Genomic DNA, 12,205 nt, shown 5'->3' on the forward strand with positions numbered 1-12,205 from the left:
GCGACGGGCCGTCGTGTCTTTCGCTGGTTGAGTAGGCGAGGAGCGTGCGACGAGCCATATCGAAACCAGGTCCGAATAGGCGGGAATAGTCCTGGAAGGAGTACGGTTGTACGCACGGGCACAACCGGTCGACCTCCCGGCGAGCGGGGTGTTTCCCGATCATGCGCGAGCAGAGGGCTCCGCGACGAGATCGGACCACGTCACACCGGGACCACACCACTACAGGAGCATCAATGACCGTGCAGAACGAAACGAGCACTGCCACCGGCGTCATCCTGAGCGACGCAGCCGCCTCCAAGGCGAAGGCACTGCTCGAGCAGGAAGGTCGCGACGACCTCGCGCTGCGCATCGCCGTGCAGCCGGGTGGATGTGCTGGTCTGCGCTACCAGCTCTTCTTCGACGATCGCACCCTCGACGGCGACATCACCTCGGACTTCGGCGGCGTCACGCTGGCCGTCGACCGGATGAGTGCTCCCTACGTCCAGGGCGCCACCATCGACTTCGTGGACACCATCGAGAAGCAGGGCTTCACCATCGACAACCCGAACGCCACCGGCAGCTGCGCCTGCGGTGACTCGTTCAACTGAGTCGAACACGTCTTCCGACACCGGCCGTATCCCGATTCGGGATGCGGCCGGTGTCGTGTGTCGGGGCAGTGGGTAGCGTGAACAGCTGTCCGACCAACCAACCGAAGGGCTGAGAACGCCAGTGGCAATCGTTGTATGCGGCTCCATCGCAACCGACCATCTGATGAAGTTCCCCGGAAAATTCTCCGAGCAGCTGCTCGGAGATCACCTCGAGCACATCTCACTCAGCTTCCTCGTCGAGGACCTCGTCGTCCGGCGCGGCGGCGTCGGGGGCAACATCTGCTACGCCATGGGCCAGCTCGGCGGCAACCCGGTGCTCGTCGGTGCGGTCGGCTCGGATTTCCATGACTACCGCAAGTGGCTCGAGTCCAACGGCGTCGACTGCCGAGGCGTCCGGGTCTCCGAGACCCATCACACCGCCCGGTTCATGTGCACGACCGATGAGACGATGGCACAGCTGGCCACGTTCTACGCCGGCGCCATGAGTGAGAGCCGCGACATCTCTCTCACCGACGTCATCGCCGAGACCGGTACGCCGGAACTCGTGCTGATCGGCGCCGACGACCCGGCCGGAATGCTCAGCCACACCGAGGCCTGCCGGGCCGCCGGTATCCCGTTCGCCGCCGACCCCAGCCAGCAACTGGCCCGTCTCGACGGTGAGCAGGCCCGGACCCTCATCGAGGGTGCCGACTACCTGTTCACCAACGAATACGAGTGGGGTCTGCTGCGTCAGAAGACCGGTCTGTCCGAGGCGCAGGTCGCCGAGATGGTCGGCGTGCGCGTCACCACCCTGGGCAAGGACGGCGTCGAGATCGTCGACCGCGACGGCACCCGCATCCACGTCGGGGTCGTCCCGGAGACCGAGAAGGTCGACCCGACGGGCGTCGGCGACGGTTTCCGCGCCGGCTTCCTGTCCGCGCTGTCCAAGGGACTCGGCTTCGAGCGCGCCGCGCAGGTCGGTTCGATGGTCGCCGTGCTGGTGCTCGAGACCGTGTCCACGCAGGACTGGTCCTGGGACATCGAGACCGCTCTCGCCCGCATCGAGGGTGCCTACGGCGCCGAGGCTGCAGCGGAGATCAAAGCCGCCTTCTGAGAAGCTCTTTCGGAACGGGTGGTGCGGGCTACGGCCTGCGCCACCCGTTTTCGTCGTACTCGGGGCGGTGAGCGGTCTGACTTTGCCGTCGTGGGCGATGGTGTGCCAACGTGGAGGCAGAGTCCGTTCTACTGGACTCCCGGACGAGGGGTGCTGTACCCGGTGTGCGACAAGACGGCCCACAGGAGGCTGTCATGTCGTGGTTGATCCTGGTGCTGTCCGGTGTCTTCGAGGCGGTCTGGGCCACCGCGCTCGGCAAGTCCGAGGGATTCACCAAACTCGGACCGACCATCGTCTTCTTCGTGGCACTCGCCATCAGCATGGGCGGCCTGGCGTATGCGATGCGCGATCTGCCGGTGGGTACCGCCTACGCCGTCTGGGTCGGCATCGGTGCGGTGCTGACCGTCGTCTACGCGATGTCCACCGGGGAGCAACCGGTCTCGCTGGTCCAGGCGCTGTGCCTGGTGATGATCGTCGGCGGGGTCATCGGGCTGAAGCTGGCGCACTGACCTTGCTCCATGAGTGAGGGGTGGCACGCCTTCGGCCTCGATCCCTGAGGAGCGTCCGGAGCCTGCGGAGGACGCGTCACGAAGGGCCGGCGAGATCGGCTCACCAGGCCTTCGAGGCTCGTCGCTGGCGCTCCTCGCACCTCAGGCAGCGAAGGTTGCGTCGCGTTCGTTCGGATCGGGCAGCGAATGGGACTAGAGGCGGACCGGGTACGTGTGGTCGACGATGTCCGGCACGATCGTGCCCTCGACGAAGATGCCGTGCCAGATCATGAAGATCAGCACCGTCCACAGGCGACGGCTGTTGTCCACCACGCCTTCCCGATGCTCGTTGAGCATCGCGATGACCGCGTTCTTGTCGAAGATGTGGTCGGTCTGGCTCTTGGTGATGGTGTCGTGGGCCCAGTCGTACATCTCGGTGCCGGCCAGCCAGTGGCGGATCGGGACCGGGAAGCCGAGCTTCTTACGGTGCAGGACGTGCGCCGGGACGATCTGCTCGAGCGCCTTGCGCAGGGCGTACTTGGTGGTGCCGTGCGAGATCTTCTCGTCGTGGGGCAGGCGCTCGGCGACCGCGAAGACCTCGGGGTCGAGGAACGGCACGCGCAACTCGAGGGAATTGGCCATCGTGATCTTGTCGGCCTTGACCAGGATGTCGCCGCGCAGCCACGTGAAGAGATCGAGGTGTTGCATGCGGGCAACCGGGTCCCAGCCCTCGCTCATCGCGTAGATGGGCGCGGTGACGTCGGTGTGGGTCCACTCGGGGCGGTAATCACGCAGCACCGCGCGGAGTCGCGCGTCGTCGAAGCTGCGGGCGTTGCCGTAGTAGCGCTCCTCGAGCGTGAGCGAGCCGCGGTGGAGCAGGCTCTTGCCGCGGGTGCCCTCGGGGATGCGGTCGGAGATCTTGCCGGCCGCCCGCCGCAGCGGGCGGGGGAGACGGTCGAAGGCCGCGAGCGACAGCGGCTCCTTGTAGATGGTGTAGCCGCCGAACAGCTCGTCGGCGCCCTCACCAGACAGCACGACCTTGACGTGCTTGCGTGCCTCCGCGGCGACGAAGTAGAGCGGGACCAGGGCGGGATCGGCGACCGGGTCGTCGAGGTACCAGACGATCGACGGCAGCGCCTCGATGAACTCCGACGGTCCGACGACCTTGACGACGTGCTTCGCGCCGATCGCCTCGGCCGATTCGGCGGCGACGTCGACCTCGGAGTAGCCGTCGCGCTCGAAGCCGGTGGTGAAGGTGATCAGGTCGGGGTTGTGGCGGATCGCCAGCGCGGCGATGGCCGTCGAGTCGATGCCGCCGGACAGGAACGCGCCGACGGTCACGTCGGCGCGCATGTGCTTGGCGACCGAGTCCGCGAGGACGTCGGCGATCTCGTCATAACGCTTCTGGCGCGTGGCGTCGGTGACCGGCTTCACGCCGAACTGCGGCGTGAAGTAGCGGCGGATCGACAGCGGGCTGCCGGGGGAGGCGGTCGCGTGGCATCCCGACTCGAGTCGACGGATCGACGCGTGGATGGTCTCGGGTTCGGGGACGTACTGCAGCACGGTGTAGTGCTCGACGGCCCGTGGGTCCAGGTCCTTGGACAGTCCCACACGTTCGATGAGCTCCAGCAGCGACTTCTTCTCGCTGCCGAAGAGCAGTCCGCCCGGCCCCGATGCGACGAACAGCGGCTTGATGCCGAACGGGTCGCGCGCGAGGAACAGCGACCGGTTCTCGGTGTCCCAGATGGCGAAGGCGAACATGCCGCGGAGACGGCGAACGGCGTCGGGACCCCAGTGGTGGAAAGCCGCGACGATCGCCTCGCTGTCACCCTCGGTGCGGAAGACCGCGCCCTCGTTCTCGGCGAGCTCGGCGCGGATCTCCAGGTAGTTGTAGATCTCGCCGTTGAAGACCAGGGCGTAGCGGTCCGGGTTCTCCGGCGGACCCCAGCGCAGCGGCTGGTGGGAGTGCTCGATGTCGATGATCGAGAGCCGGTTGAAACCGAAGACGATGTTCTCGTCGTGCCAGGTGCCCGGCTCGTCGGGCCCGCGATGCCGCATGCAGTGCGAGGCCACCGCCACCGCGTCGACGACCTCGGCGGCCGTCCGGTCGGATGTCAGAAGGCCGAGCAGACCACACACGTTGGCTTCTCCCCAATCTCGTCGCGAGCACAGGTCCCGACGGGCGTCGGGTCGCGTCCGAGTATGCCTGAGCCACCAGCGGGATTCCGACCTGGAGGGCTCGGACACGACCGGATCAAACCCCAATCACGAAAGCTTCTCCCGGTTGGTCTACGCTGCGTAGTACTAGGTGCGAGACTCTCGTCGTGTGTCCACGGCGGGTACTCGCCCTTGCAGGTCATGTGGCATGCACTCACTGCGGCGCGAGGGCGCCGGTGAGCGAGCAGGAAGGCGTGAAATTGGCACACGGTGGACGGCCCCGAGCGCGGCGTGTCTCATCCGCGTCGCAGACGATGAAGCGACTGGGAATCGTCGTCGCTCTCGGACTCGGCGCACTGCTGATGTCGGGATGTGACGCCAATGAGGCGATGCGTTTCGGTTGGCCCGAGGGCATCACGCCCCAGGGTAAGAAGATGGTCGATCTCTGGACCTGGTCCGTCATCGCCGCACTCGTCATGGGCATTCTGGTCTGGGCCCTGATCTTCTGGACGATCACGTTCCATCGTGCGAACGACGCCAAGAAGGGCGTCTTCCCGCGTCAGACGGCGTACAACGTCCCGTTGGAGCTCACCTACACGGCGATCCCGTTCGTCATCATCGCGGTGCTGTTCTACTTCACCGTGATCGTGCAGAACGACGTCGAGGGCAAGAACGACGACTCCAAGGTCGTGGTCGATGTGACCGCGTTCCAGTGGAACTGGAAGTTCGGCTACAACAAGGTCATCTTCAGCGACGGGTCGACCTACGACGGCTTCGAGGCCGCGGGTAACCCGTTCCAGGTCCAGCAGCAGGCCGGCAAGGCCGTCGTCGAGCCCGAGGTCGAGGGTGAGCACGGTGGCGAGCTGCCCGGCCCCGCCGGCGGTCGTGACGACGACATCCGCGACTACCTGAAGTTCGACAAGATCGAGACCGTCGGCTCGTCGACGGAGATCCCCGTCCTCGTGCTCCCGACCGGCAAGCGCATCGAGTTCAACATCGCCTCGGCCGACGTCATCCACTCGTTCTGGGTACCGGAGTTCCTGTACAAGCGCGACGTCATGCCGTTCCCGAAGGAGAACTCGACCGACCCGATCTTCCAGATCGGCTCGATTGACCGGACCGGAGCATTCGTCGGCCGTTGCGCCGAGATGTGCGGTACCTACCACTCGATGATGAACTTCGAGGTCCGCGCGGTCTCGCCGGAGGACTTCGACAGCTACATCAAGTTCCGTCAGTCGAACCCCGAGGCCACCAACGCCGAGGCGCTCGCGTCGATCTGCCAGGCCCCGGAAGCCGTCACCACGGTTCCGTTCGACAGCCGACGCAAGTCCGACGGCTCGGTGACCGCATCCGGCAACCCGGATGACCCGACCCTCGCCAACTGCACCAAGAAGGAGAGCTGACGATGAAGATCGAAGCCCGTCTCTTCGAGATGTTGACAGCCTTCTTCGCGCTGACCGGTGTCGCGTACACCCTGTTCACCGCGTTCACCAGCAAGGGTATCGAGTGGGTCGGCGTCGTCGGCCTGTTCTTCGCCGCGGGCCTGACGCTCATCGCCGGCACGTTCTTCCGGTTCGTGTCGCGTCGCGTCGAGATCCGCCCCGAGGACTACGAGGATGCCGAGATCGAGGACGGCGCCGGCGAGCTGGGCTTCTTCAGCCCGCACTCCTGGTGGCCGATCCTGATCGCCCTGGGCGCCTCCACTTTCGCGGTCGGCTTCGCCACCGGGAACTGGTGGCTCGCGATCTTCGCGGCCGTGGCGATCATGGGCGCCGCCGCCGGACTCGTCTTCGAGTACCACGTCGGACCCGAGAAGCATTGATCGCTCGGTAGAACCAACACAGACGACGCCCCACCTCCACGGTGGGGCGTCGTCTTTTTGTCTGTGTCAGCGGCTGTCCGGGCCTCGGCGTCTCATCGCCGCACGGGGCCGTACACCTTGAGCCTGCGGTAGTCGACGCGGAAATGGGCGTCGGTGAAGCTGTCCTCGACCTCGCCGTCATGGGACACCGCCACGGGGCCGTCGACGGCGGTGAACCGGAACTCGGGGACCTGCATCTCGTGGTAGAGGCGCGAGCGCTCCAACCGGCCGGCGGCCAGCGCGCCCAGCAGGCGGAGGGTGGCCCAGCGGTGTCCGGTCTCCAGGATGCGCACGTCGAGCAGCCCGTCGTCGAGCCGTAGGCGGCGCGTGGGCAGAAAACCCGTGGGTTGGTAGATCGAGTTGCCGATCAGGAACAGGGATACGTCGAGGACCCGTCCGTCGACTTCGATACAGACGTGGGCGTCCTTGCGGATCACCCGGAAGATGGCGGTGGCCGTGGCGAGCGGACGGCTGATGCGATGCCGGAGTCGCTCCCGGATGCGCACGAAATGCGGGTACGCACCGATGCTCGCGGTGTTGAGGATCAGCCGGGAGTCGTTGAGCCACACCGCGTCGACGCGGGACACCGAACCCCTCGCGATGGCGGTGACGGTGTCTTCGACCGTGCTGCAACCGATGTCGCGTGCGAAGTGGTTGAAGGTGCCGGCGGGGAACACGGCGAGCGGCAGGTTCGCGTCGATGGCCACGCGCGCGGCGCCGGCGACTGTGCCGTCTCCGCCGGCGACCCCGACGATCGAAGCGCGAGTCGCGACATCAGCGAATACCGTGGCGACGTCGTCATCTTCGCCGAGCTCGACGATCTCGGCTCCGGGGAGTGACTCCCGGATGTCGTCGAGAACACGACGACCACGCCCGTCCGAGGAGGCCGGGTTCACCACCACGACGAGACCGGTGCCGTCGGGGCGGGGCTCGGCGTCGACGACCGTCGGGTCGGCGAGTGAGATGGACGGCCGGGTGATCGGCGGTACGACGCGAGTCCCCAATGTGGCGACCGTGGCACCGATCCCGAGCCCGACGAGGACATCCCCAGGGTAGTGGGCACCGGTCGCGACGCGGGAGAGTCCGACGAGGCCGGCCAGCGCCGACAGGAGAAGGCCTGCGGGCGGACTGTCAACGGCCACCCCCACCGCGAATGCTGCTGCGCTGGCGGAGTGTCCGGAGGGAAACGAGCTCGACGTCGGTTGCCGGCGTCCGCGGCGGGGGATCGGAATGAGGCCCGTAGACGGACGTGCACGGCGTCGAATCCGTTTGGCGCCCTGGTTGGTCACGAGACTGGTGACGGCCAGGGAGGCCACTCCTCGGGCGGCTCCCCGCTGCAGTGAGGGTCGGCCGGACACGGCCAGTCCGGCAGCGATCGCCATCCAGAGCTTCGAGTGATCGGCGGCATGAGTCAGCACCGGCATCGTCTTGTCCAGTAGCGGGCTCGGCGACCGGGCGATCGTGTCATAGATCTCGGAGTCGAGAGTGCCCATCCCGCGGGTGATCTGGGACAGGCCGGAACCACGATGACGTAACCGGCGCATGGTGTCCACCGTGCCACATCCGGTGGGGTAGGGGAGTGGTGGTGAACGGTGAGCGCACAAAGAAGCGGGCCGTCGTGCACCGGTTGGTGCGCGACGGCCCGCTTCTGTTGTGTGGAACTACTCGCCGAGGGGGTTGCCACCCTTGGCCTGGAGCTCGCGGAGAGCCTTGCGCTCTGCGGCTTCGAGCTCGTGCTCGGCCTCGACGTGACGCAGCTGCTCCTCCGGCGGGTCGGCGGTCAGGATCGAACCCGTACCCGGGGCACCTGCGGAGCCGAGCTTGTTCATTCGCTTCGGCAGTGCGACACCCTCGTAGGGGAGCGGGATCGGGTGACCGTGGCTGTCGACCGGGCCGAGCGGCTGGTGCAGCTCGATGTACTCACCCTGCGGCAGGCGCTTGATGATGCCGGTCTCGATGCCGTGTGCCAGGACCTCACGGTCGCTGCGCTGCAGCGAGATCGCCCAGCGGTAGGCGATGAAGTACACCACCGGCGGCAGGATGATCAGACCGATGCGGCCGATCCACGTCGTCGCGTTCAGCGAGATGTGGAACTTGAACGCGATGATGTCGTTCATGCAGGCCAGCGTGAGCAGGATGTAGAACGAGAACGCCATCGCGCCGATCGCCGTGCGCACCGGGGTGTCACGCGGACGCTGCAGCAGGTTGTGGTGAGCGTCGTCGCCCGTGAGCTTCTTCTCGATCCACGGGTAGGCGAACATCAGACCGAACATGATCGTGATGATCAGGACGACCCAGTTGGACATCACCACGGTGTAGTTGCCCAGGTACAGCTCCCATGCCGGGAACAGACGGATCAGACCGTCGGTCCATTGCATGTAGATGTCCGGCTGCGAACCTGCCGAGACCTGTGCCGGGTTGTACGGGCCGATGTTCCAGACCGGGTTGATCTGGAAGATGCCGGCCATGATGGCGAGCACACCGGTGACGAAGGCGAACATCGCGCCGCCCTTGGCCGCGAACACCGGCATGATCCGGACACCGACGACGTTCTTCTCGGTGCGGCCGGGGCCGGGGAACTGCGTGTGCTTCTGGTACCAGACGAGCGCCAGGTGGGCGCCGATCAGGGCCAGGATGATGCCCGGGAAGAGCAGGATGTGCAGCACGTACAGGCGCGGGATGATGATGTCGCCGGGGAAGTCCCCACCGAACAGCGCCCAGTGAATCCAGGTGCCCACGACCGGGATGCCGAGGACGATGCCACTCATGGCGGCGCGGACGCCGGTGCCCGAGAGCAGGTCGTCGGGGAGCGAGTAGCCGAAGAAGCCCTCGAACATCGCCAGCACCAGCAGGAGGCAGCCGATGATCCAGTTGGCCTCACGCGGGCGACGGAACGCACCGGTGAAGAAGATGCGCGCCATGTGGATGATGATCGACGCCGCGAACAGCAGGGCTGCCCAGTGATGGATCTGGCGGACGAACAGACCGCCGCGCACCTCGAAGGAGAGGTTCAGCGTGGTCTCGTACGCCTTGGTCATCATGACGCCGTTGAGCGGCTGGTAGGCGCCGTCGTAGACGATGTGCGTCATCGACGGATCGAAGAACAGCGAGAGGTAGACGCCCGAGATCAGCAGGATGATGAAGCTGTAGAGCGCGATCTCACCCAGCATGAACGACCAGTGGGTGGGGAACACCTTGTTGATCTGGCGACGCATACCCGCGGCGAGGTGATACCGCGAGTCGACTTCCTCGGCTTGTGCGCCGAGCTTTTCGGCGATGCTCATGACTTACGCTCCCAGAATGCCGGGCCGACGGGCTCGATGAAGTCGCCTGCCGCAACGAGGTAACCCTCATTGTTCACCGTGATCGGCAGCTGTGCGAGAGCGCGGGCGGCCGGTCCGAAGATCGGCTTGGCGTACTCGAGCGCATTGAACTGCGACTGGTGGCAGGGACACAGGATGCGGTTGCTCCGCTGTTCGTACAGCGAGGCGGGGCAACCGAGGTGGCTGCAGACCTTGGTGTAGGCGAAGTAGTCACCGTAGTTGAAGCTCTCCTGACCCTTGCGCTTGATGGCGTTGGCCGCGTCTTCGGGGCGGAGACGGATGAGCATGACGGGGTTGCGGACCTCGTGCAGGCTCTCCATGAGTGCGTGACGGGAGTGCTCGGTTTCGCCGAACCCGTTGGAACGACGCCACGGGAACACGGTCTCCATACCGCCGGCGTCGAGATCCTCGGGGCGGACCAGGGCGACCTGGTACGGGTTGCCCGTGTCGCGACGCAGGTAGATGGTCTCGTTCGGGTCTTCCTTCGAGTTGTAGATCGGCGACCAGCCCGAGTGCCACAGGGGAGCGTTCTCGCGCTCGGCCCACGGGTTCTTGATGAAGCCACCGAGGAAGGCGACGAGTCCGGTCAGCGCGAACGCGCCCAGACCGAAACCGGCCGAACCGATGATCATCTTGCGACGACCCAGGGTCGAGGTGGTCCCGGTGTCCTGGAGGAGTCCGACGATCGTCTTCTTGTCGACCTCGGACGAGCCACCGTCGTGGCGGTCCTGGACGGAGATCTCCGACGGGATGAACTTCTTGGTGAGCAGGATCAGCGCGACGCCGATGGCCAGCACCGACAGACCGAACGTCGCTCCGAGGAGCGGCGTGTTGAACGTGTACCACCAGTAGTTCGGATCGTCCGGAAGGGCGAATTCCCAATGGTTGAACAGGAAGATGCCGAGGCAGGCGAGCGCGGAGATGCCGGCGATCGTGAACCAGATCGCGACCTGGCGCTCGGCGCGCTTCTCGACCTTCGTACCCGGCTCGGCGTACCGCTCGGCCCGATGGATGATCTCGACGCCGTCGAGATTGGTACCGAGTTTGACGAGTTCCTCGGTGCTCATCTGATCCAGTTCGTCCCTCGACGGGACGTCCTTGTCACTGCCGCTCATGCTCGAGATCCCATCCACATGGCGCCTGCGACGATGGCGACGACGCCGACAAACCACATCACCATGCCCTCACTGACCGGCCCGAAGCCGCCCAGTCCGAGTCCGCCGCTGGGCTGAGCCTCGGTCACGTACTTGACGTAGGCGATGATGTCTTTCTTTTCATCCGGATTCAGCTGCCGGTTCGAGAACTTGGGCATGTTCTGCGGTCCGGTCAGCATCGCGGTGTAGATCTGCGCCTCGTCGACGCCGTCGAGCACGGGTGCGTACTTACCCGAGGACAGGGCGCCGCCACGACCGGTGAAGTTGTGGCACGACGCGCAGTTGAGGCGGAACAGCTCACTGCCTCGGCCGATGCTGTCGCCGCGGAGTGAACTCGAGGCGACCTCGCCGTTGGAGTCACGCGGGACCTGCGGTCCGCCGCCCTCGGCCTGGATGAAGGCGCCGAGCTGATCGATCTGCTCGGTGGTGAACTTGGCCGGCTTGCGCTGTGCCTGTGCCTCACCACGTGCGGCCGGCATACGACCGGTCGACACCTGGAAGTACACGGCGGCATCGCCGACGCCGAGCAGTGCGGGACCACGGTCGGGCACACCCTGCAGGTTCGCGCCGTGACAGGTGATGCACGAGGTCTCGTAGAGCTTGCGACCGTCGTTGATCATCGCGGCGTTGCTCTCGTCCGCCACCGCGACCTGGGGGTCCGGGGTCAGAACCGAGGCGAGCACACCGGCCATGACCAGACCGGCCAGGAGCACGATGGTGCCGCTTGCGCGTCGACGGAGCTTGCGTCGGGCCTTGGCGCGGCGGGCGTCGGTGCCGCTATCCGACGGTCGCGGTGGAGATGAACTCATCTGTGACTCTCTACTAAGCGGGACGGACTGTTTGTTAGAGCGATTTACGCTGTGCGTTCGACAGGCGAGGTGTGCTCTGCGGGGCTGGCCGCGCAGAGCGCGGGGTCGCCGTCATCGGATGAAGTAGATCGTGACGAACAGTCCGATCCAGACGATGTCGACGAAGTGCCAGTAGTAGGAGACAACGATTGCGGCGGTTGCCTGCGCCGGGGTGAACTTCGAGAGCTTCGTGCGGATGAGGAGGTAGACGAATGCCACCAGACCGCCGATGACGTGCAGGCCGTGGAAGCCGGTCGTCATGTAGAAGACGGAACCGTATGCACTCGACGACAGCGTCGTGCCCTCGTGCACCAGGTGGTAGTACTCGTACGCCTGGCCGCACACGAAGAACGTGCCCATCGCCAGCGTGATGACGTACCAGCGGCGGAGGCCGAAGACGTCACCTCGCTCGGCGGCGAACACGCCCATCTGGCAGGTCACCGAAGACAGAATCAGGACGGTCGTCACCGGTATGGCGAGACCGAGATTCAGCTCGGTTGGCTCCATGGGCCAGCCGACAGCGGAGTTGGCCCGGGCGACGAAGTACATCGCGAAGAGGCCAGCGAAGAACATGAGCTCACTGGACAGCCAGACGATCGTGCCGACGCTGACCATGTTGGGACGGTTCAGCGAATGGACGCGCGAGGTGATGGCTGTTCCTGAGGTACCTACGGCGCTTGTCACAAGTGAAGTA

General features: G+C 65.8%; 11 protein-coding genes and 1 riboswitch. Of the genes, 5 read left to right on the forward strand and 6 right to left on the reverse strand.

The window, feature by feature from the left end; all coding sequences use genetic code 11:
• The first annotated feature begins 233 nt into the window (after positions 1–233).
• The 3 genes from OK17_RS08435 (at position 234) to OK17_RS08445 (ending at position 2,189) form a co-directional block, all read left to right on the forward strand.
• Complete coding sequence (locus OK17_RS08435; RefSeq protein WP_005200132.1) at positions 234–587, forward strand: HesB/IscA family protein; 354 nt, start codon at positions 234–236, stop codon at positions 585–587.
• Between the two features lie 121 nt (positions 588–708).
• Complete coding sequence (locus tag OK17_RS08440) at positions 709–1,680, forward strand: carbohydrate kinase family protein (RefSeq protein ID WP_461417184.1); 972 nt, start codon at positions 709–711, stop codon at positions 1,678–1,680.
• Positions 1,681–1,796: 116 nt separating this feature from the next.
• Positions 1,797–1,864: riboswitch (guanidine-III (ykkC-III) riboswitch) on the forward strand.
• Between the two features lie 10 nt (positions 1,865–1,874).
• Positions 1,875–2,189: a DMT family transporter gene (locus tag OK17_RS08445; RefSeq protein ID WP_461417185.1), complete on the forward strand. Its 315-nt coding sequence runs from the start codon at positions 1,875–1,877 to the stop codon at positions 2,187–2,189.
• Between the two features lie 192 nt (positions 2,190–2,381).
• Here OK17_RS08445 and asnB read toward each other — a convergent pair whose 3' ends face one another.
• A complete protein-coding gene (asnB, locus tag OK17_RS08450; RefSeq protein WP_461417186.1) occupies positions 2,382–4,307 on the reverse strand; it encodes an asparagine synthase (glutamine-hydrolyzing) in 1,926 nt (641 codons plus the stop codon).
• A 332-nt stretch (positions 4,308–4,639) separates the two neighbouring features.
• Here asnB and ctaC point away from each other — a divergent pair, with 332 nt between their 5' ends.
• Positions 4,640–5,728: an aa3-type cytochrome oxidase subunit II gene (gene ctaC / locus OK17_RS08455; protein ID WP_119032663.1), complete on the forward strand. Its 1,089-nt coding sequence runs from the start codon at positions 4,640–4,642 to the stop codon at positions 5,726–5,728.
• 2 nt (positions 5,729–5,730) lie between these two features.
• Positions 5,731–6,147, forward strand: coding sequence for a cytochrome c oxidase subunit 4 (locus OK17_RS08460; RefSeq protein ID WP_119032662.1), 417 nt, complete (start codon positions 5,731–5,733; stop codon positions 6,145–6,147).
• 92 nt (positions 6,148–6,239) lie between these two features.
• Here the strand turns inward: OK17_RS08460 and OK17_RS08465 are convergent, their stop codons facing one another.
• The 5 genes from OK17_RS08465 to ctaE form a co-directional block, all read right to left on the reverse strand.
• On the reverse strand, positions 6,240–7,679 hold the full coding sequence (locus OK17_RS08465; protein WP_174718339.1) for a bifunctional phosphatase PAP2/diacylglycerol kinase family protein: 1,440 nt from the start codon (positions 7,677–7,679) through the stop codon (positions 6,240–6,242).
• A gap of 168 nt (positions 7,680–7,847) precedes the next feature.
• A complete protein-coding gene (gene qcrB, locus OK17_RS08470; RefSeq protein WP_119032661.1) occupies positions 7,848–9,470 on the reverse strand; it encodes a cytochrome bc1 complex cytochrome b subunit in 1,623 nt (540 codons plus the stop codon).
• On the reverse strand, positions 9,467–10,624 hold the full coding sequence (qcrA, locus tag OK17_RS08475) for a cytochrome bc1 complex Rieske iron-sulfur subunit (protein ID WP_119032660.1): 1,158 nt from the start codon (positions 10,622–10,624) through the stop codon (positions 9,467–9,469). Before qcrA ends, qcrB begins: the two co-directional genes overlap by 4 nt.
• Complete coding sequence (gene qcrC / locus OK17_RS08480) at positions 10,621–11,472, reverse strand: cytochrome bc1 complex diheme cytochrome c subunit (RefSeq protein ID WP_119032659.1); 852 nt, start codon at positions 11,470–11,472, stop codon at positions 10,621–10,623. Before qcrC ends, qcrA begins: the two co-directional genes overlap by 4 nt.
• Positions 11,473–11,583: 111 nt before the next feature.
• Entirely contained in the window at positions 11,584–12,195 is a 612-nt protein-coding gene (gene ctaE, locus OK17_RS08485; RefSeq protein WP_119032658.1) for an aa3-type cytochrome oxidase subunit III, read from the reverse strand.
• Positions 12,196–12,205: the final 10 nt, after the last annotated feature.

It is taken from the genome of Gordonia sp. GN26 (genome assembly GCF_054823965.1).